A 19,452-nucleotide genomic window follows, 5' to 3' on the forward strand; every position below is an offset into this window, starting at 1 on the left:
CAACCGAAACCGCGGGCCCGCGATCAGTTTCCGACGGGCAGGATGTCGTGTTCGACCAGGGCGTCGTCCTTCGACAGCGTCGGTCCTGGCACCAGTTGACCGATGATCGACCACGGCGCCAGGCGCGGTTCGCTGCCGAGGCCGAGCACCTGTGCGGTAGCGACATCCGGCATGCCGTAGCGGATTCCGTTGTCCGTCACGTAGAACAGGCCACCACGTCGCAAACTGCCCGGCTCCGTTCCGGTGACCTGCACGAACTCCCCCGAAGCCGGTGGGATGTAGGCGGAGTCGACCCGGTCACCGGTGCCGTCGGAGGTGGCCAGGCGCACCGGCTCGGCCGCACCAGGCAGCGGCAGACGATTGCCCGCGAGCAGAGTGATCGCGGCGCGGTCGGTGGGGCTTTCGGTCGCGTCTTTGGCGGGTTCGGGCCCCTTTGCCCAGTTCAGACAGGTGACCGGCGCATCCTCAGCGGAGACGATCTTCGGGCTGGTGGCCGGGAAGTGGTCGAGGGAAAGCTGGTGCAGTACCGCCATATTGGTCAGCACGTCCGGCGGTTCGGCCTTGATCTCACGCATGCCTTGGGAATTCGCGGTGCGGATGACCTGCGCGGCGAAATCGGTCACCGGCTGCACCCCGTCCGCGAGCACCACATACAGCTGGGACTGATCGGTGCGGCCGGTGCCGCCGACCGCGATGACACCGCCGACCGGCACATCGGAGAGCTTTGCCGGACCGGGCTGTCCGGCCTTCGGAATATTGGGTACGGCCAGCGGCGCAACCGCGATGGCAGCATCCAGCATGCCGGTCCCGACGGGCCGCGGCTTGTATGCGGCCAGGTTCAACGCGCGGGCCAACACGGAGTTGCCGGGATCGACCTCCGCGCGCTTGCCGTCGTAGATCAGATAGGTCTTATCGGAGCGCCGCACCAGCAGCGCATCCGATGGGCCAAGGGTCCGAATGCGTTCGTCCAGTTGGGGTTTACCAGCGAAGACGGCAGTTTCCACACCGGTCGCCGCAGCGGCGCTGCCGGTGATCGAGAGCTGCACCGTTTCGCACAGCGACCAGTCCGACCGGCCGCCCTGCCGCGAACCCGGCAGCGCGGCAGGCGCGCCCGGGATACCGAGCATCGGACCGCGCGGCATCGACGAAAGCTTCGCATCCTGCACCGATTTGGGTGTTTCGTTGCTGCCGCTGATCAACCGGGCCGAGGCCAGGTTGAGCACCGGGTGCAGGCGCTTGTCGTCCTTCTTGTCCTCGGATTCGGCGACCACCACATATAGCGCGCCACTGTCCTTGCCGACCACGATATTGGCATCGCCGATCGAGCCCTGCGGCCGCAGGAAGGCCAGGATGGCCGCCCCGGCCACCACGAGCAGGCCGAGAGTGGCGCCGACGAGCATCGAACGCAGCTGAGATCGCATGGGGTCGTGCAACATCCGCACATCGCGTCGGACCAGTGCGTGATCGAGTCGGCGCAACAGAAAACGGTAGCCGTTGACCTGGGCCTTGGTGGTCAGCTGAGCCGGCACATGGTCTCCATCGAACGACGGGAAGGAACAGGATAATTACAGTATCGTTCGGTACCGAGGTGTCAATCCAGCGACGATCGAGCAAACTATTCTGTGGTAGCAACTGATCGCAGGTCGCGCCACAGTGTCGGCTACGAACGCAAATTGACGCGGTACTGTTATCGCAATACTGGTCTGCTTATCGGGGACGGGGCTGTGAACAAACGCGATACCGACTCCGGAACGAACGCGCGTGAATTAACCGGAAACGAAAACTCCGTGAACGCGACGCATACAACGTTACGTGATCCGGAATTCTGGCTGCTGCGACAAATGCCATTGCGACTCACGATTCCGCTCGCGCTGATTGCCGCAATCGCGGCCTGGATCGCGACGGCACTGCATGCGCCGACGGCCGCCGTCATCGCGGTCGCCGCCGTCGTTCTCATTGTCGGCGCCGTGCCGGTGCGTCGACGCGAGCCACGCAATATCGTCGGCATGCTGGCGCGCGCGATCGCGTTTCGCTGGCGGCGGACCCGGCCCGGCCCCGCCGATGCCGGCCAGGCCGCATTCGATGTGCCGCTGCCCGAGGGTGGCAGTTACGGCGTGCGCTGGGACGGCAATCTGCTGCTCACCATGCTGCGCATCGATCCGCCTCCGGATGCGCTGACGCTGCTGCGGCGCGGTTCGCTGTCCACCGACCAGGTGCTTCGGCTCACCGAAATCGGTCGCTGCCTCAGCCAATTCGATATCAACCTGGCCTCGATCGATGTGATCAGCACCGGCGCGCGGACCGCGGGTGGTGGTCCAGTGGCCCAGCTCTACGACCGCATCCTCGGCCCACTGCCCGCCATCGCGCATCGCACGGTCTGGCTGGTGCTGCGACTCGATCCACTCGCCAATGCCGAGGCCGTGGACAACCGCGGCGGTGGCGGCGCGGGTGCGCTGCGGACCGCGATCATCGCGACCCGCCGGGTGGCCAACCGGCTCGCCGCCCGCGACATCTCGGTATCGGTGCTGACGGCGGGCGAGATGAACAGCGCGGTGCGCCAACTCACCCGCGGCATCCCACTGGACGGATTCGTCGAAAGCCCGAAATCCCTGGCACACCAGGGCCTCTACCTCACCAGCTACGAGATCGGCCCGGAACTGATCGGCTCGGGCGGCTTCGCCGATATCTGGGCCACCCCCAGTCTGGCGACCACGCTCACCGTGCGTCTGCGGCCCGGTGCGCAGCGGCCCGGTGATGGACGCGCAACCGGTTCCCCGTCGATCCGGCTGGGCGCGCTGGTCCGCTTCGATACCGCGACCGAACCTGTCGAGCCGCCCGTGCCCGGCTTGCGCACGCTGCCGGGTGAACAGTTCCGGGCGCTGCTGGACTGCCTGCCCGCCCGCGCCGCTCGTGGCGGCGGCGACAGCGCGGGCGATTACCGCGGCCCGCTCGCAGCGCTCGACGGTATCGTGGTGCCGACCGCCGGTTGCGGTCAACTGATCGGCGCCGACAATGCGGGTCAGGGCATCGCGGTGCCGCTGATCGGTGACGGCACCAGACATCTCGAGGTGATCGGTCGATTGGATCTGGCCCAGCAGGTGATCCTGCGGGCCATCGCCCTCGGCGCGCACACCATCGTGCACACCGACCGGCCCGAGGCCTGGCAGTCCATGGTCTTGAATGTCGGTGCGCCGCATTCGCTCTCGCTGGCACCCCGGTTCGCGGGTGCGGCGCAGCACATCGCACCACCACAGCCCGGTGGGCCGATTCCCACCGCGACCGTCGTGGTCTTCGACGGGATCGCACCCGCCGCGCCGACCGGTGGCGCGACCATCGTGCACGTCCGCGCGCCGGAACAGCCCGATGGGCAGTTCGATGCCGATATCGTTCTGGTACAGGATATTTCGGCTCCCAACCTGATCACGGTGCGGACCTCGACGGCCAGCGCGACGGTGAATATGGTCACCACCCCGGACGAGATGTGGTACATCGGCGAATCCCTGGCCGCCGCACGGTAACCGAAAGCACACGGCCGGTCCGGGAGCATCGCCGCTCCAGACCGACCGTGAGTCGGCTGACCTTTTCGAGCGACCCGCAAGCGATCGCTACGGCCGAGCTCAGGCCCCGAAGCCGTCGCCGATCTTGCTGTCGGTGCCGAGCGCGCGGTGCAGCGAGTTCTCCACCGCCGCGGCGACATTGTTGAGCGAGGTGAGCGTGTCGCCGTACTGGCTGTGCCAGGCGTCGTAGACCTGCTTGAAGCTGGCGTGGGCCACGTTACCCTCCCATGCCACCTTGAGCACGCCGCCCGCGTCCTCCATATCGCTGCCGTACTTGACCAGATCGCCGTGCAGGGTGACCAGATCGTTGAACAAAGCCATCATCGGGCCCTTGGCGTATGCCATAGTCATGGTGATTACCTCCGAATCGAAGACTGAATAGTGTTTCGGCCCAGGCGATTACAGGCTGATGTGCTCGAAACCTTCGCGGTTTTCCTGCTCCATCCGGATGTACTGCTGGGTACCGTGACCGACCTGCTCGGTAATGGCGTTGAGCTTCTTGTGCAGCTCCTGGGAGTGCTGGGCCCAGTTGGTCGAGGCCGCGACGAACGCCGCCTTCGCATCGCCTTCCCAGTGGGTCGCCGCGGCGACCTCGTCATCGATCTTCTTCAGCGTGCGCTGCATGTTGTCGACCGCGGCGGCCATGAATTCCTCGGCCTTCTTCGCGGTCGCCTCATCTACGTGTACACCTTCACCACTCATCGTGGACACCCTCTCGTGTAGTGATTCTGCAATGCCCGGAAACGATGTCGGGTGACATCGCCGGAAGGTTTACTGCGGAAGCCACCTTCCCCCGGGCAAAGATTCGATCAATGCCGAAATCGCCTGCGCGATACGGTGATCGGTGCCCGGTGTCACCGTGGACCAGACCTGCTGATCCGCAGCAATCCCGGGCGCGGCCACAATGCGACCGCGTCCGGTGTCATAGACCGCCACCGCACCGGGCGGCCGGGTCGTCGTACCGTCGAGATGGGCGTAGGCCACGATCTCGGCGAAGGCATGGCAGGAGGCGAAGGCCAGCCCGTACGCGGTGGCGTCGCGACCGGCGACGCCGAGGGCGTACACGGCGTCCGCGTAGTCCTCGGAGGTCTGTGCCGCGGCCAGCCGCTCGCCCAATTCGGTGGACAACGCGCTGAAATTGACCACCTCCGCGGGCTTTCCGGATCCGAGCGCCGCGAGCAGCGGGCGCACGAGTGCATCGCCCGATCCGTCCGCCCAGACGGTCCGCACGTCGAAGGTGTCACCGGTGCGCACCGCGAGGGCATGCTGTTCGCCGCGGCGGGCCAGGCAGATTCGGGTCACCGCCGCGGTCGCGCCTGGCGCGGTCGCATAGATCCGCGCGACCAGCTCGCGATCGGGTTGGGCCAGTGTGAACATGGCATCGGCCAGTTCGGATTCGACCTCGCCTTCGGCGTCGAGCACTCCCGTGCCGACCAGCTCGGTCACCGCGCGCTGTTGCGCCTCGACCCAGGCGTCGTACGAATCCTGTTGCGGTCCAACCGAAAGCACGATCGGCAAGGTCTGGACTCCGAGTCGTTGCGCGACCGCGAGCAGGCCGTCGTTCGTCATGGTCGTCATTCGGCACCTCCCAATGCCGTCCGACCGGTGGCTGTGGGCGCTTCGGGCGCGCCGAGTACCGCCGGCGCGGCCGCGATTCCGAGATCGGCGCCGATGGCGTCACCGGTCACTGCCCCCGCGCGCGGGCCATACTCCTCTTCCTCCGCACCGCCTGCCGTCATCGCGCCGGGAACCATAGGCAGCGCACTGGAACTCGCGGTCGAGGTCGGAACAGGCTGCGGCGTCGTCACTTCCACTGGCGTCGGTGCCTCGGTGTAGACCGGTGCCCGATACGGCTGCAGTTTCGTGGCCGTGGGAACCGCGCCGATACCGCCCGGCACGAACATGCCCGGCGCGATCGCGGGCAGTGCGGGCATGGCCGAGGTCGCTGCCGGCACCGGCGCGCTCTCCTCCTCGGCGGCGAGCGCCCCGGCAGACGCGATCACCGGCGGTTCCTGCTGAATCCACGGCGTCGCCAGTGGTTCGGTCGCGGCCTCATAGGTCCGCATCACCCGCGCGGCCGCCGCCTTCGCCATATCGGCGTCGGTATCGGTCGCGGCGGCCACCGCCTCGAGCGGTGCGCCGAGTGCGCCGCCGCCGATCGATTCGAGCATCCGCTGTACCGCCTGGATGGCCTGGATCTCGGCGGTGTGCGGCATGGTCAGCCGGGCCAATTCATAAGCAGCGGACTGGGTTTCAGCGCGTATCGCATTACCGCTCGCGGCCGTCGCGGCGTCGGCGAGCCAGTCGCGCAGCTGCGAAATCCGGTCCAGTACCGGGCCGCTCGTATTGGACTGCCAAGCACCGCGCAGCGACCCGACGATCAGTTCGTATTCGGCGACCGCCGAACCGAATCCGGCGGCCAGCCGGGTCCACGCGGCACCGGCCTCGGCCAACGGCGTTGCGCCGGGACCGGTGGACAGTTCACGCGCCAGCCGATCCGGCTCGCGCGCGTCCCACACCACACCGGTGAAACCGGGCTGCGGTGGTTCGATCATGTCGGCTCCGTGTCGTTTTCGCTGTGATCAGGCGGCGCCGGGGAAGCCGAAATCGGCGACATTGTCGTTCTCTGCGCGACCGAACTGCGCGGCCTGCGCGCGCAGTGTCGCCGCCAGCTTGCGCAATTCCACGATTCCCGCGGCCGCGCTCTGGCCGTAGGAGGCCGCGACATCGTTCATCGTCTGCGCCGCGCGTCCCGAAACCTCGTCGGCACCGGCCGGCCGCACCGTCAACGCGGGCGAGCCCTCGCGCAGTTCCGCTTCCAGCCGGGCCGCGAGTCCGTCGAGCCGGGCGGCCGCGTCCTTGGCCGCCGCCGGATCGAATAGCACTCCATCGAAATTCATACCGCTGCTTGCCATCGCAACCTCCTGAATCAACGAACCCTCAGAGGGTGAGTTCCTTATCGGGTGGTGGCTCCGAAATCTGTTCGGTCGCGCCGACCACCGGCAGCGAGACCCCCTCGATCGGTCCGACGACCTCTTCACCGTGTGCCGCATTGACCAGGAAGCCGGGCAAATCACCGCCCGCATCCCCGGCCCCGCGCGCACCTGTCGCGCCCGTCGCACCGTAGGGCATCATGCCCGGGGTGCCCGGTGCGCCCGCGACGCCGCGCACCGCAGCGGCGGGTTCCACGGCCGCGGAACCGGTTCCGGCGGCATTGAAGCCGGGCATACCGCTGAGTCCGGCGGTGCGTGGGCCGGTCCACGGGCTCAGTGGTGTGGATATCGGGGCCGCGCCGACACCGCCGATACCGCCACCGCCCGCACCGGCACCGTCGTGCTCGGTCTCGTCCTTTTCCTTCGCCTCGCGCTCCTGCTGTTCCTTCGCGATGGCGTCGGCCTGCAGTTTCCGAGACTCGGTCGCGTGCTGCGTCGCCACCTGGGTGAGTGTCTGCGCGCCGGTCTGCGCCATGGTCATCAGCGGGGTCAGCAACTGCATGACCTGCTGCATCGAGTCGACGCCCTTGGGGGCATCGGTGACCTTGACCTTCTTGCCGACCGCGGTCATATGCGCCGAATGCGCGGTCATTTCGACCCGGGTCTTGGTCACCACCGCGATGCCCTCGGTGATCGCCTCAACGGTCGCCGCCGCGATAAACGCTTGTCCGCCACCGGTTGCCAGCCACGGCGTCGCCGCGGCTACCGTGGCCATGTACTTGGCGATGACCGATGCCATCAGCGCGCCGCCGGTCGCCACCGAGGTCGCACCGCCCGCGAGCGAGGCCTTCTCCTGGGCGCTCTGCGTGGCGAGTTCCGCGCCGTTTTCCGAGGCCTGTCCGGCCTTGTTCGCGGCCTGCATCGCGGCCAAGCCCTGCCACAGCGACAGCACCGTCTGCAGTGCTTGGGTTCCGAGTTGGATCGCGGTCTGCGCGGCCTGTGCGGTATCGGAGAGCACCTTGGTCGGATCAGGTCCGCCGCCCGCGGACGCGCCGAGATTTCCGGTACCGAAACCACTCGCCATATCGGTGAGCGGCCTGGCCAAAGCGGCCAGATCGATCACCGGCAGCGGCGGCAGTTCGGGCAGCGGTGGCAGCCCGGAGATTTCGGGTAGGGGCCCGAGGCCCATATCCCGCAGGATGTCGTTGACCGGTCGATCGATCAGCGGCGCAAGGGCACTGCCGCGCAGCAGATCCACGATCGACGGGTCGAGCGGCGCGGTCATTGCTAGACGCCGGCAGCGCCGAATTCGGTGCCGGATGCCGCCTCGGCCGCCTCGTAGGCGGCGGCGCCCTGGTGCGCGGTCAGTGCGGTACCCGCGTGTACACCCGCCAATTCGAACATCGAACTCACGTGATTGGACTGCGCGTAGGCGAACGCCATCAGAAAGTCCTGGCCGATCAAGCCGAATACCGGCGCGGCCGCCGCCACGGTGGCCACCTGATCGAACGCACCGGCCGTCGCGACACCGGTGGCCATGACCACTGCCGCGTCCCCATACGCGCGAATCGCATCAGGTGTTGCCACGAGTTCGCTCATTGTGATCCCCCATCCCGTAACGGAATTGACGACTCTTCATAGAACCTATCGATCGAACTGCAAAGCCTGGAGACAGATTCAGACAAACTTAAGGTTCTTGACAAAAGTTCTACGGGGACAGAGTGAACGTCGGGTGTCTACTCGGCGACTTCCTCGTTGAAGGCGGTGACCAATTCGCTACGCCGCTCGAATGCCCGCCGGGCCGCGGCCGCCGCGGTCGCTACCAGTGCCGACTCGAATTCCGCTGGCGTCATCCGCGAAACCGCTTGGGAGAACCGCAGATCCAGCAACGTACCGTTGCCGTCGACCGTGACGGTGATCGAACCGTTCGGCGCGGACTCACGGCCGCGCACCCCCGCCATATCGTCGGTCAGATCCCGAAGCCGATACAGCCGCCGCGCGACGCCGGCCATCAGCTCGTCCATGGTCTCGTACACGATGAAAACTCCTCTCGGACAACGGCGACTACACCTGACGCAGCCAGCTATCCGGCTCGGTCTCGTACTCCTGCTCCTCGGCTAATTCCTGGCGTGCCACATCTTCGGTGGTCGGCAACCCCGTCAGCGCCAACATCTCGCCGGGCATCCCCGCCGCCGCCAACTCGGCCCTGCGCGCCATCCCGGCCCGATTGGCCGCCTGCCTGCACAGCCGCAGCACTTCCGCTGCCAGCCCCTGCGGATCCCGCTTCAGCTCGGCCGGTTCGATCGAAATACCTAGCGGCAGACCCTGTTCCGTGGTGCGTACCGAGATCGCGCCGCTGCGGGAGGTCGCGGTCCATTCGGGCGGACCCGGTTGTATTTCGCCCATGCACGTCACCTTTCAGACTCGTTCGTCCTTGATCACACGAATCACGGTGGCGATCTCGGTGTTGACCATTGCGACGAATCGCTTGGCATCGGCGCCCGAGGCCACCGGCGGACTGCCGGCATTGATCACATAGCGTCCGTCGGCAACCACATCCCGCCATTTCAGCCGTCGTCGCACCATCCCGCGCGGTCCGTATCGCGAACTGCCCTGGCTGATCTCGAGCATCCCGACAGTGCTCGTCGGCAACGCCAGGAAGTGCTCGGCGCGCCGACCGACGGAGTCTTCGAATGAATCGAGCACTATCGAGCGGCCGAACGAATAGTCCATGCCGTCGTTATCGGCGGGCGCATCGGAATCGAGCACAATTCCCGACATCTTGCCGGCATCGACGTGCGGCAACTGCCGCACGACCGCCTCGGCCAAGTCGAGTGCGTCCACCTCGGTAATAGTGAATCCCGCACTGTGCCATATCGTTTCGCCCGGCGACTGCCGCACTACATATCCACGATCGGCCTTACGCGTCGCGTAGATCCGGATACTTCCCGCCGGATTCGCGGGATCGGCACCATCGGAACCGGATACCGCTATCCGAATATCGGCCCGCGCGATCGCCTCCAGCACCCCGTCGAAGGTGCGCTCACGTGTGCGCAGCAGCCGATCCCCGGCCTCGGCCTTCGCCCGATCGAGCTCGGCCCAGGTACGCAGGTTGGTGGCGAAGGACAATGGCAGGGGCAGAAAATCGTCGTGAATCCGCTCCCAGAGGACCACGAACTCCAGGTCGGTGAACGTCCAGGTCCGATTCATTGCTCCACAACCGGTTTGACCACCACCGGCGCGTCGCCGAGCGCCTCCTCGATGTGCTCGACCGAGTCGAGATAGGCCGCACGCTTGTGCTCCTTGTTCTGGCCGCCGGCACCGTGGCCCGCGGGCCCCATACCGCCCGGCGACCCTGGCTGGCTCGCCGCCAGCCCGGCGCGCGTCGGCGATGCCGCCGCGGCGGCATCGCCGAGCGCAGCGCGAGGGAAGAGCTTCGAGCTCAGGCTATTCGGCGAAAGGCCCGCTGCGGCACCGATACCCGCGCCACCACCGGCACCACCACCCTTGCCCGCACCGGCGCCGGCCTTGAGCGCATCCTTGCCCAACGCCGACAGCGCGGAAGGCAGCCCCGCCAGACCAGCGGACTGCATATCCTTCGCGGCTGCGGCCTGCGCCTGCTGGGCGGCCTGTTCGGCTGCCGATTTCGCACTGTCGAGACCCTGTTTCAAGGCATCCTGCGCCTGCGATGCCGCCTGCTGCGCGGCTTGCTGCGCCTGTTGCTGCGCGGCTTGCTGTGTCTGGTCCGCCTCGCGCTGCGCGGCTTCCCGCTCGACCTGTTGACGCTGTTTCTCGTAGTCCGCCTGCGCCTGTCTGGCCCGTTGGTCGGCCTCCTGCTGCGCCTTGCGCTGGTCGGCCGCCGCCTGCTGTGCCGCCCGGCTGTTTGCGGCGGTCTGGGTGGCGCCGGGGCCGGTAGTGCCGCCGGTCGGGCTGCCACTGGTCGGGCTGCCACTGGTCGGGCTGCCACTGGTCGGGCTGCCACTGGTCGTGGTGCGGGGATCCGGTTTGGTGACCACCGGGCTCTTCGGCGGCGTCAACAGGGGAATCGCGTCCGAGACGGAATTGATGGCGTTCTTGTACGTGGTGTCGATGACGCCGATCGCGGCATTGCGCGATGCGGTGTCATCCATTGTTCCGCTCTCGGTGGTGACCGTGCCGTCAGCGTTCTTGGTGGTCTTGCTGTACGAGCCGCTCAGCGCCATCGAGACAGCCGAGGTAGCCTCGCCGATCTGGGCCTGAATGTAGTTCAGCGTGTTACCGACCCAGTCCATCTCATTCGTCAACTGGGTGGTGGCCGCCGCATACGTCGTACTGGCCGATATCGCAGCCTCTTTGCCGTACCCGGTCCACTCGCCACTGACCGTGGAGAGCTGATTCCCGAATTCACCGAAGGCGGTACTCAGTTGCTGCGCCAGATAGTTCCACATTTGGGACTTGCGAAAGTTATTCGCGTCGTAGTGGTCTGCGAAGGCTTGATACTCCCGTCTCCAGTCGATGCTGACACCGGGTTCGGGGTTCACCGGCTGTTTATCGATCGTCAGGCCATCGAGCTGCTCTTTGGTCGGCGGCTTATCCTCTTTGCGATCCAATGTCTGGCTGGTGTCTTGCCAGTCCGCGCCGATGACGCCCGAACCGTCCGGCTTCGGAATGACGGCGTACTTGTTCTTGGTGATCGATGTGCGGATACCGTCGAAATCCGCGGCGGCCTTGTCGTCGGCCTTGTGATAACTCTTGTCGGCCAGGACGAATGCCTCGCCGAGGTCGGTGAGGATTGTGGCGTGGCTGCCGAGGATATCGTCGAGTTCGCCACCGCGTCGGGTGAACTTCGCCGCCAGCGTGGTGCCCGACAGCAGGCTGCTCAGCGGTTCCACCGTGGTGAGTTTCTCGTCGGCGACCAATTTCCGGGCGTCGTCCACCGCCCGCAGCACCTCGGCGCATACCTTGGCGCAGGCGCTGCCGATACCCTCCGGCAACGTCAGCTTGTCCGTGCCGGTAGTCGCGTAACCCTTCAAGACCTGGCCGATATTCGGCTGATCATCGGTCGGTGCCATCGGTCAACTCCTGTCCGGCTCGGCGCTGCCGCGACGCGCGGTGTGCACCCCCTCGCGTCGCCCCTCATCCACGCACATACGACACCGATCATCCCATGACGTGCGTGAACGATCGGTGTCCTCATCATGAATCATCCTCTCGCGCTGCGGATCAGGCTGTGATCCACAACGCGAACCGGTTAAGGGACCGTAAGAAATTCGAAGCCTGTACCTCGAGCTTCCATGCCCGCGATCTCGGCCAGGTCCGCCGACGGTTTGCTCAACCCGGGCGGTGTCGCCCGGAAGCCCTCACCCATCTCACCGACCTCGGGCTATAGCGTAATCCGATCATCGCATGGACCTCTGCCATCCAAAAGGTGAAATCCCGGCATGCTCTTGCACACCGGCTCCGGCCACCGATTTCCGGCATGGATTCGATTCGGTCGCCGCGCGAACAATCCGGCCGACGACAACTGACGCGTCGCGGCTTCGATATCGGCATCGTGACCGAAGGTGTCCACCAACAGCTCTCGGATGACCTCGCCGTGCTCCGCGGCAGTCAGCAAGCGCGCCACCGCGGTTCGTGATCCGGTGCCCCGATACCCCGACAGTAACCGGGCCACCGTCTCGATCACGGTGTGCGACTGCCAGATTTTCGGCATCGCGACACCGCACTGCTGCACCGAAGGCGACTCCCCGCAGTACCACCGCTGGCCGTCCCACCAGAAGCAGAACGAGAGCAAGCCGACGGCCGCGCGCGGACTCAACACCGCATCGGTCACCCAATCCGGTGCTCCCGCATAGAGATTCGGCAAATCGACACCACCGTTATAGGCCGCGTTCAAGGCCGGAGCGTCCCAAACGCCCCCCGAAAGGACGGCACGACCGCCCGGCATGACGTACAGCGTGGAGCCGCTGCAGCCGTTCCCACCGCTTTCGAACCAGCCGTTCGACGGCACGAAGCGCGGGCCACGGTCCGACGAAACGGCGACGTGTGCCGCCGAAATCGTCGCCCAACGGGCCCACAGCTGCGGAAATGCGGGCAGTTCCGGATCCACCGGGCGCGCGGTCACCGCGTTCGCGCGGTCGACGAGGGTGGCGGCCACGGCCCGGCGCGGGCGGCGACACTGCCGGCCGCGGTGCCTCATGTAAGCCGCCAACCACACCGGCAGTCGCGGCCGCGGATACGCCGCCACATCGGCGCGATACGCCTCCGGGTGGAACAGCTGATCGGCCGGGAACGGCTCGTCGCCGTAGTCATAGTCGACCTCGATGTCACCATATGCGTTGGCCCGCAGCAGCAGTCGCCACCACGGCTCGATGCCCGATGCTGCGGTCTCGGCGCGATACCGTCGCACCAGCGCGACCAGAGACTCCGGCACTTCCAGACGGACCGGCCGCTGCGGACCGGTGAACTCGACGCGCGCCGACTCGACGGTCACGGTCAATGCGAATGCCGCGTTCAGACGCTGCCAACCGAGTGGTCCGAGTTCACCCAACTCGCTCGCGATGCGCGAAACCAGCCGCTCGCCGTACCGGTCGGCTGGGTCGGCGAGGACAGCGCTCGCGCCGCCGATCTGTTCGTCGCGCCTACCAGCCGCCTGGCCGCCGAAATCGCAACGCGATGCTCGAGTCATTGCTCTCGTTCCTGTTCCAACGCAACCGATTCACCGATGACGCACCGCTGTTTCGAGTACTGGGCTGTTTCGAGTACTGGGCGGTTTCGAGCGCTGGTACATGGTCGCCGTCGGTGTCATTGCCGATCGTGGCACGCGGATCGGCGCCCGGATCCCCTTACCGATGGTGACCGACTAAAGGGACTGTTAAGAATTCGAACCCGCCTCCGACCCGGGCATCCGTCGAATTACCCACCGCCGCATTCGGTATGGACTTTCGGCAATCGCGCCGGGTGGTGCGACTGGTATCCCTACGCGGCATTCAGCCGTGTACTTCGCGCACAGTTTCTTCCCCAGGGGCGATTCCACCGCACAGCTACTCGATTCGGCGGCGGTGTGTGCGGTCGGGTCTTCCAGCGACTGCCCGCAGGTCGCTCGAAAGGGCCAGCTGAGCATGGCTATCCGCAAACACCTGCGCGTCGACCTCCGCTTTGCGAGGATCGGCGCGTGCGGCTTGTGCTGGTGGAAGACGATGACGGTGTTGGTGCGGCGCTGCAGGTCGCGCTAACCGCTCGGGGCTACGTCGTCGACCGCAGGCGGCGCGGCGCGGACCTACTACGGACGCACCGCGACTACGACGCGGTGATTCTCGATCTCGGACTACCGGATATGGACGGGTTGGAGGTGTTGCGGCGGCTGCGGGAGGTCAGCTCGGTACCCGTGCTGGTGCTCACCGCCCGGGCCGGGGAACGCAGCGTGGTGCTCGCGCTGCGCTCCGGCGCGGACGACTATCTGGTGAAACCGCCGCGCATCGCGGAGTTGGTCGCGCGGCTCGAGACAGTCGCCCGACGCATCGTCATCCACAGCTCGCCTGTGGAAGCCGTTGTCGCCCAAGATGTTCGGGTGGATCTGATAGCTCGGCAGGTCGAAGTGGCCGGTGTGCCGATCATGCTCACCCACAAGGAGTTCCAGCTGGTTCGGATCTTGGCGCAGCGACCCGATAACGCCGTCAGCAGGCAGGAACTGATGGACCGAATCTGGGGCGACTCGTCCGCCTCGGTATCGCGGGCGCTGGATGTGCATATGGCCGGATTACGCGCGAAACTCGACCGGCCCGGTTTGATCACCACCATCCGCGGCTTCGGCTATCGCTGGCACACCGACGGAGCCTAGGTCTGCACCGAACCGTGCCGCCGCTGGAAACGCTGCTCGAACTCGGCGGCAAAGACCGACGGTGCCACCGATGACGAAGATTGTTCCAGCACACCATCATCGGCGATATAGAAGATCGCACGCCCGATCGAGATCTCACCGGGTTCGGTCGGCACGTACACCATCCAGCCGACGCTGATCCGGTCCGCGCGCAGATTTTCCAGCGGATACCCGGTGGTGTCCAGATTCTGATCCAGAACGAACCGGCGGACCTGGGCGATCGCGGCTTCCCACGACATCGGTTCCGGCAAGGTGATCGTCACACCGGCCAGCGTGAGCTGATAGAGGGCGCTGTCGATATCGAAGGTGCCGTCGTCGCCGAAGACCTCGACGAGCGTATCGCGGGTGACCACACCGATTTCCGCGGCCGACACCAGATTCGCCGCCGCCGCACGCTGCCCCTCGGTCGGCTGCTCCGCGACCACACCCGCGACCACACCGGCCACCGTATCGGAGGTCCAGATGCCGGGCACCGCCTCGCTGAGCCGGTCCGCGGTCGGCGACTCGCCGCGATACCACCGACCACCATCCCACCAATAGCAGAACGTCAACAAGCCGCTGGCCGCGCGCGGATTCAACACCGGGTTGGCGACCCACTCCGGGGCACCCGCATACAGTCCGGGCATCGGTGTTCCGCCGTTGTAGACGACGTCGAGCTCGGGGGCATTCCACACACCACCGGACAGGACCGCGCGACCACCCGGCAGCGCATACAGCGTCGACCCGCTGCGTTTCGCGCCTTCGAACCACCCGAGCGCGGGCAAAACCCTTGGCCCCCACTGTGATCCGGCCGCCACAAAGGCGGCCGCGATAACCGCCCAGCGGGCCGACAGCACCGGGAAGGCCGGAAAGTCCCGCTCGGACAGCGTCGGCCGCAAGCCTGCTTCCCGGTCCGCCCGCGCCTGCCTGGCCGCGACGGCGGCCGGGCGCGATTGCCGGTCATCGTGGCCGATATAGGCCGCGAGCCAGACCGGCAGTCGGTCGCGCGGATACGCCTGCAAATCCGCGAGATAGACCTCGGGCCGGAATAGATGGTCGTCCGGGAAGGGCTCGTCACCGTAGTCGTAGTCGACCTCGATCTCGCCGGTGCTCGCCACATCGATCAACAGCCGCCACCAGGGCCCGTCACTCAATTGCGCCGACAGCTGCCGCTGTTCGCGGACCAATTCGACCACATCGTCGCCCGGCTGGACCCGCGCCTCACGCTGCTCGTCATCGGCGAAGGTCACCAACCCGATTTCGGTGCTCGTGGTCATCGCGAAGACGGCCCGCAGGCGACGCCAGCCCCGCGGGCCGCCGGCCGCGAGCGCGCGGGCGATCCGGTGCATGAGCTGTTGGGCCTGTTCGGCGATGTCTACCGGTTCGTCGAGCGTGAAGCCGATATCGGGGGCTTGCTCGTCCTCGGCAGGGGCTATCGGGGTGTCGTCCGTGGGGTTGTCGTCGGCCACCTCGAAGGCCGTCACGAATTCCGCGTCGCCAGCCGGTACGGACGCGCGCTGCTGGTGATTCGGGTCCGGCTGGTTACCGGGCGCTTCGCCATCGGGTGTCGTCACGTTGCCGCAATCTCCCTCATCTGCGCACCGCGCACGGGAACGCACGCTCAGTGCCCGAGCTTATTACCGTGCCCATCCTGGCACAGCGCCGCGATCCTCGATTCATGAAAGCCCACGGCTCAACCCTCCCAGAAGGAATCTGCCCGGCGGCCTGAGGTTCGGCGACGTGATCATCCCATTGACGGCAAGGAAGGCACTGAGTTCGATCACATGTCTCCAGTTACGTTGGTGCACAACGGTTATCACCGTGATCGGTTTGCCGGTATCGTTCAGGCTCCGCAGGCCGTCGAGGACCTTCGGTAGGTTCTTGCCGCGTGCAGATCCGTGGAGGTCGTTGGTGGCACCGTCCATGCTTGTGCAGATGCGGGTCAGGTTCGACGACGCCAGCCCGTCGACTATCTCAGGTGTGAGCTGGGTGGCGTTCGTGATCAGCGTCGATGCCGTTCGCCGGAGCAGGTGTGTGGCCGCCAGGAGTGCGGGCAGGCTGTGATGCATGATGATCTCCCCACCAGTCAGCACCACCTCGAGCAAACCCGCAGCCTCGGCCGCTTCGATCGCCGACGAAAAGGCTGGCAGTGTGAGTTGCTGTCGCCTCCACACCTCCCCTGGATGGCAGTACAGGCAACGGAGATTGCATTCGTTGACTGCGTCGATCACCAGCCGCAAAACCCGGCCGACACATTCGGGCGCCTGGGTGCCAAGCTGACCTATTTCACTGATCATGATCTCTCCCAGTGGGATTAGAGGTAGAGGCGTTCGTTTGGCAGCCGCGGCAAACCGACCGCGTTACCGGGGATGACAGTCACCGCATCGAGGTAGTGGTGACTGCGCCACTCCTGCACGAACAACAACGCGGCGGTCAAGCACGCGGCGAAATCCATTCGCACGTCATGCAATTGGACCGACAGATGGACGTCGACCTCGTTCGGACGAGGTGACAGCTGCGTGTCCACTCGTTCACCTCCGGCGCTGCACGCAGGCGCGGATGGCTTCAACCACGACCATGCCCGACAGGCGGACGGAGTCGTGGGGCGGCTCAATCCAGACACGCAATGTTTTGTTCAGTCCGCCGGGTGACGGTAGTGCGATCTGCGCGCCGGGCGGGGCGACCGTGATGTCGAGTCGGTACAACTCCGAGAACAATGGAACCTCGTCGGGCACATCGGGTCTGATGAGGAAAGTCCAACGTTGGGAGCGCGGGTGAGAGATGATCGGCCCTATGGCGCATTGCCGTTTTTGAAGGTGGGCCTTGATTGACTGGCCGAGCAGAGCGGGCATGGTGACCGCGGATACGCTGCCTGCCCTGACGGTGATTTGTTCGGTTTCGGGGTTGACTTCGGCCGCGAGTCCGCAGATCTGCCGGTAGTACAGGCATCGACTCCTGGGTGTGTCGGACAGCAGTTCCAGCGTCAACTCGCGCATCACTGACCATCTCCCACGATGGTCAGGGTCGGAGGCCCTTGGTGCCCACACGGATATACCTGCTCAGAGGTGACCAGATCGCATACAACGGTGATCGCCCGCTTCAACTCGCCGATGTGTTCGAGGCTGGGTGTGAACGCCGCGACGGCTTCCGCGTCCCCGATGTGCTTCGACAACAGCAGTCGCGCAGCGCGAGAGCCCGTATCGAACATGACGAGCTCGACAAGGAAGTAATTGCGTTCTGTCGCTATTAGTTTCAGCTCCGTGACCGTCGACGTTCCGTCCACCGTGGTGTCCCAGCGGACCACACCTATGGCGTTTGATCCCAGTCCCGGCCCTACGGTGTCGATAGTGTCTTGGATTGGGCCCTCCCACTCCTTCAGTGCACGGATGTAGCGCGCCAGCACGTCAGCGGACGCACCACAGTGGACAGGGCGTCGCGGCCCGACTAGCGCGGCTCGTATCGGATGCTCTCGGCTCGGCATCTGAGGCCTCCCCAGGTTGGTTCCTTATCGGGTGTGGTTATCCCGAAAACGGCTGGGCCAGCACGATTCCGGGTACATAACAAGGGTTGCCGGAGGAGGATGCTCAGCGGAAGGTAAAGGGCACGCAGGTCTCAGCAATCCGTAGCAATGACTACAGCCAGGCAGACAAGGGGGCATCGTGGGGAATGTGACGATGTGGACAGGGGCGCACGTCAAGGGATTGCGCGCCGCGCTTCGGCTGACTCAACGTCAGTTGGCCGAACAGCTCGAGTGTGGCCAGCGAACCGTAAGCTTCTGGGAGAGCCGACTCGACGTCACCGTCGGGACGGTGTTCCAATCCGGCCTGGACAGGGTGCTCAGGGACGCGGACGATGGGGCGCAAGATCGGTTTCGCGAATTGATGGGAGACCCTGACGTGAATCGACGAGACTTCATTGCCGCGACCGGTGTGGTAGTCGCAGCCATGCCAACGCTGCGGCGGACCGGTGCGCCCACCGTCACCACGACGGGCATCGGCCATTTGCGTAGCTCGCTTCACTCCGCGATGCTGCTGGATGATCAGATGGGATCGGATGCCGCGCAGCCACTCATCGAAGCGGCCAAACGAACCTGCGAGACGCTGCTGCGCGATTGCCCGCAAACTCTGCGACCCGAACTCCAGTCGCTGACCAGTGAAGCCACAGCGAGTAGCGCATGGGCAGCCTGGGACCAGGGGCTGTACGAGACTTCCGACAAGCTATTCCTCGAGGCGTTCGACTTGGCTGCCAGAGTGAAGAGCGACGACGTAGCGGTCGGGATGGTGTGCCACCGTACACAACTTGCTATCTGGACCAACCGCTACAACGATGCCGCAGACCTTGCGGATGTGTCGCTCAGGCTTCCAGTTCAAGATCCCCGAATGGCGGACTACGTTCTTCTCCAGGCCGCACAGGCGTACGCCTACGCCGGACGCGCGAAGGAGGCGTGGCCGCTGCTTGGCCGGATCTCTGGCGACCACGCAGAACCCACGACGCCCGACAAGTCGTATGCGTATTACATGAGCGACTGGCTGACCGGCTTGCTCAGTAGCAAGAGCTTGGAAAAGGCGGGCGAGATCCGCGCCGCGGTGGACACGATGGAATCGTCCATAGACCGCATTCCGGCTACTGATGTGCGTGACAAGGCGCTGGCCCTCCTGCATCTGACCAAACTCACCGTGCAAGACGATCTAGATCGAGCGTGCGATTCAGCGACGGAGGCGTTGAGGCTGGCGACGGTGAACACCTCGCCGCGCTTGCGGGCGGTCTACCTGGATACGCGGGCCGTTCTGGCGCCCTGGGCGAAGTCCAGTGCGGTATGTCAACTAGATGAGGCCGCGTCGCGCGCTCTTGCCATCTGAATGGCCGCGACCGACAAGACTTCCTTGGTCGCTGAGTAGTGACTGTCGAAGTCCTCGGACGGGGGCCGGGTACGCATCACCGCTGGCCGCGAGCGCGCGGTGATATGCGAATGAGTGTCCGGTCGCGACGGCGGTGAACAGTCACCCGTATCGGGGCGACATGGCGCGGGCTGGGCACCACTGGCGAGTTTCGACGCGGTCGTATTTGTTCGCCGTCGGCCGGATCGCCAAGAGCGCGTCCTCGCAGTACCAGCGGGCGCGCCGGG

21 protein-coding genes are annotated in these 19,452 nt (G+C 65.8%); 3 read left to right on the forward strand and 18 right to left on the reverse strand.

The window, feature by feature from the left end:
* Positions 1-23: 23 nt before the first annotated feature.
* Complete coding sequence (gene eccB, locus ACW2Q0_RS22295) at positions 24-1,529, reverse strand: type VII secretion protein EccB (protein ID WP_457192829.1); 1,506 nt, start codon at positions 1,527-1,529, stop codon at positions 24-26.
* Between the two features lie 258 nt (positions 1,530-1,787).
* Between eccB and eccE the strand changes: the two genes are divergently transcribed.
* Positions 1,788-3,518, forward strand: coding sequence for a type VII secretion protein EccE (gene eccE, locus ACW2Q0_RS22300; protein ID WP_457192830.1), 1,731 nt, complete (start codon positions 1,788-1,790; stop codon positions 3,516-3,518).
* A gap of 99 nt (positions 3,519-3,617) precedes the next feature.
* Here eccE and ACW2Q0_RS22305 read toward each other — a convergent pair whose 3' ends face one another.
* From ACW2Q0_RS22305 to ACW2Q0_RS22360, 12 genes are all read right to left on the reverse strand, one after another.
* Positions 3,618-3,908 (reverse strand): hypothetical protein, encoded by a 291-nt coding sequence (locus ACW2Q0_RS22305; RefSeq protein WP_457192831.1) that lies wholly within the window; start codon positions 3,906-3,908, stop codon positions 3,618-3,620.
* A 48-nt stretch (positions 3,909-3,956) separates the two neighbouring features.
* Positions 3,957-4,259: a WXG100 family type VII secretion target gene (locus tag ACW2Q0_RS22310; RefSeq protein WP_364480487.1), complete on the reverse strand. Its 303-nt coding sequence runs from the start codon at positions 4,257-4,259 to the stop codon at positions 3,957-3,959.
* Positions 4,260-4,328: 69 nt separating this feature from the next.
* Positions 4,329-5,135, reverse strand: coding sequence for an ESX secretion-associated protein EspG (locus tag ACW2Q0_RS22315; RefSeq protein WP_457192832.1), 807 nt, complete (start codon positions 5,133-5,135; stop codon positions 4,329-4,331).
* On the reverse strand, positions 5,132-6,112 hold the full coding sequence (locus tag ACW2Q0_RS22320) for a PPE domain-containing protein (RefSeq protein ID WP_457192833.1): 981 nt from the start codon (positions 6,110-6,112) through the stop codon (positions 5,132-5,134). The genes ACW2Q0_RS22315 and ACW2Q0_RS22320 overlap by 4 nt, the downstream gene beginning before the upstream one ends.
* Before the next feature lie 27 nt (positions 6,113-6,139).
* The gene (locus ACW2Q0_RS22325) at positions 6,140-6,472 is read right to left on the reverse strand and encodes a PE family protein (protein WP_457192834.1); all 333 of its coding nucleotides are present in this window, start codon (positions 6,470-6,472) and stop codon (positions 6,140-6,142) included.
* Positions 6,473-6,497: 25 nt separating this feature from the next.
* On the reverse strand, positions 6,498-7,775 hold the full coding sequence (locus ACW2Q0_RS22330; protein WP_457192835.1) for a hypothetical protein: 1,278 nt from the start codon (positions 7,773-7,775) through the stop codon (positions 6,498-6,500).
* A 2-nt stretch (positions 7,776-7,777) separates the two neighbouring features.
* The gene (locus ACW2Q0_RS22335; protein WP_457192836.1) at positions 7,778-8,077 is read right to left on the reverse strand and encodes a type VII secretion target; all 300 of its coding nucleotides are present in this window, start codon (positions 8,075-8,077) and stop codon (positions 7,778-7,780) included.
* 149 nt (positions 8,078-8,226) lie between these two features.
* Positions 8,227-8,526, reverse strand: coding sequence for a YbaB/EbfC family nucleoid-associated protein (locus tag ACW2Q0_RS22340; protein WP_457192837.1), 300 nt, complete (start codon positions 8,524-8,526; stop codon positions 8,227-8,229).
* Positions 8,527-8,554: 28 nt separating this feature from the next.
* Entirely contained in the window at positions 8,555-8,896 is a 342-nt protein-coding gene (locus tag ACW2Q0_RS22345) for a hypothetical protein (RefSeq protein WP_457192838.1), read from the reverse strand.
* A 12-nt stretch (positions 8,897-8,908) separates the two neighbouring features.
* Positions 8,909-9,700 carry an ESX secretion-associated protein EspG gene (locus ACW2Q0_RS22350; protein ID WP_457192839.1) on the reverse strand — a complete coding sequence of 264 codons (792 nt, stop codon included), beginning with the start codon at positions 9,698-9,700 and terminating at the stop codon, positions 8,909-8,911.
* Positions 9,697-11,541: a hypothetical protein gene (locus tag ACW2Q0_RS22355; protein ID WP_457192840.1), complete on the reverse strand. Its 1,845-nt coding sequence runs from the start codon at positions 11,539-11,541 to the stop codon at positions 9,697-9,699. The genes ACW2Q0_RS22350 and ACW2Q0_RS22355 overlap by 4 nt, the downstream gene beginning before the upstream one ends.
* 311 nt (positions 11,542-11,852) lie before the next feature.
* Entirely contained in the window at positions 11,853-13,157 is a 1,305-nt protein-coding gene (locus ACW2Q0_RS22360; RefSeq protein WP_457192841.1) for a hypothetical protein, read from the reverse strand.
* Between the two features lie 486 nt (positions 13,158-13,643).
* Here ACW2Q0_RS22360 and ACW2Q0_RS22365 point away from each other — a divergent pair, with 486 nt between their 5' ends.
* Positions 13,644-14,309: a response regulator transcription factor gene (locus ACW2Q0_RS22365; RefSeq protein ID WP_457192842.1), complete on the forward strand. Its 666-nt coding sequence runs from the start codon at positions 13,644-13,646 to the stop codon at positions 14,307-14,309.
* Here the strand turns inward: ACW2Q0_RS22365 and ACW2Q0_RS22370 are convergent.
* The 5 genes from ACW2Q0_RS22370 to ACW2Q0_RS22390 all read right to left on the reverse strand — a co-directional run bounded on the left by ACW2Q0_RS22370 (position 14,306) and on the right by ACW2Q0_RS22390 (position 17,730).
* Positions 14,306-15,901, reverse strand: coding sequence for a hypothetical protein (locus ACW2Q0_RS22370; RefSeq protein WP_457192843.1), 1,596 nt, complete (start codon positions 15,899-15,901; stop codon positions 14,306-14,308). The two genes, ACW2Q0_RS22365 and ACW2Q0_RS22370, sit on opposite strands and share 4 nt — an antisense overlap.
* A 102-nt stretch (positions 15,902-16,003) precedes the next feature.
* Positions 16,004-16,624 (reverse strand): radical SAM protein, encoded by a 621-nt coding sequence (locus ACW2Q0_RS22375; protein WP_457192844.1) that lies wholly within the window; start codon positions 16,622-16,624, stop codon positions 16,004-16,006.
* A 17-nt stretch (positions 16,625-16,641) separates the two neighbouring features.
* Positions 16,642-16,854 carry a hypothetical protein gene (locus ACW2Q0_RS22380; protein ID WP_457192845.1) on the reverse strand — a complete coding sequence of 71 codons (213 nt, stop codon included), beginning with the start codon at positions 16,852-16,854 and terminating at the stop codon, positions 16,642-16,644.
* A 4-nt stretch (positions 16,855-16,858) separates the two neighbouring features.
* Positions 16,859-17,323, reverse strand: coding sequence for a DNA-directed RNA polymerase subunit beta (locus ACW2Q0_RS22385; protein WP_457192846.1), 465 nt, complete (start codon positions 17,321-17,323; stop codon positions 16,859-16,861).
* Complete coding sequence (locus ACW2Q0_RS22390; protein WP_457192847.1) at positions 17,323-17,730, reverse strand: hypothetical protein; 408 nt, start codon at positions 17,728-17,730, stop codon at positions 17,323-17,325. Before ACW2Q0_RS22390 ends, ACW2Q0_RS22385 begins: the two co-directional genes overlap by 1 nt.
* Before the next feature lie 256 nt (positions 17,731-17,986).
* Here ACW2Q0_RS22390 and ACW2Q0_RS22395 point away from each other — a divergent pair, with 256 nt between their 5' ends.
* Positions 17,987-19,186 carry a helix-turn-helix domain-containing protein gene (locus ACW2Q0_RS22395; protein ID WP_457192848.1) on the forward strand — a complete coding sequence of 400 codons (1,200 nt, stop codon included), beginning with the start codon at positions 17,987-17,989 and terminating at the stop codon, positions 19,184-19,186.
* The last annotated feature ends 266 nt before the right edge of the window (positions 19,187-19,452 follow it).

The organism is Nocardia citri (genome assembly GCF_054065835.1).

Coding starts and splice junctions, on each gene's coding strand:
- ACW2Q0_RS22350 (WP_457192839.1), bottom strand. CDS start 9,700: ATGAATCGGACCTGGACGTTCACCGACCTGGAGTTCGTGGTCCTCTGG.
- ACW2Q0_RS22310 (WP_364480487.1), bottom strand. CDS start 4,259: ATGAGTGGTGAAGGTGTACACGTAGATGAGGCGACCGCGAAGAAGGCC.
- ACW2Q0_RS22315 (WP_457192832.1), bottom strand. CDS start 5,135: ATGACGACCATGACGAACGACGGCCTGCTCGCGGTCGCGCAACGACTC.
- ACW2Q0_RS22345 (WP_457192838.1), bottom strand. CDS start 8,896: ATGGGCGAAATACAACCGGGTCCGCCCGAATGGACCGCGACCTCCCGC.
- ACW2Q0_RS22385 (WP_457192846.1), bottom strand. CDS start 17,323: ATGCGCGAGTTGACGCTGGAACTGCTGTCCGACACACCCAGGAGTCGA.
- ACW2Q0_RS22355 (WP_457192840.1), bottom strand. CDS start 11,541: ATGGCACCGACCGATGATCAGCCGAATATCGGCCAGGTCTTGAAGGGT.
- ACW2Q0_RS22320 (WP_457192833.1), bottom strand. CDS start 6,112: ATGATCGAACCACCGCAGCCCGGTTTCACCGGTGTGGTGTGGGACGCG.
- ACW2Q0_RS22305 (WP_457192831.1), bottom strand. CDS start 3,908: ATGACTATGGCATACGCCAAGGGCCCGATGATGGCTTTGTTCAACGAT.
- ACW2Q0_RS22325 (WP_457192834.1), bottom strand. CDS start 6,472: ATGGCAAGCAGCGGTATGAATTTCGATGGAGTGCTATTCGATCCGGCG.
- ACW2Q0_RS22375 (WP_457192844.1), bottom strand. CDS start 16,624: ATGATCAGTGAAATAGGTCAGCTTGGCACCCAGGCGCCCGAATGTGTC.
- ACW2Q0_RS22360 (WP_457192841.1), bottom strand. CDS start 13,157: ATGACTCGAGCATCGCGTTGCGATTTCGGCGGCCAGGCGGCTGGTAGG.
- ACW2Q0_RS22330 (WP_457192835.1), bottom strand. CDS start 7,775: ATGACCGCGCCGCTCGACCCGTCGATCGTGGATCTGCTGCGCGGCAGT.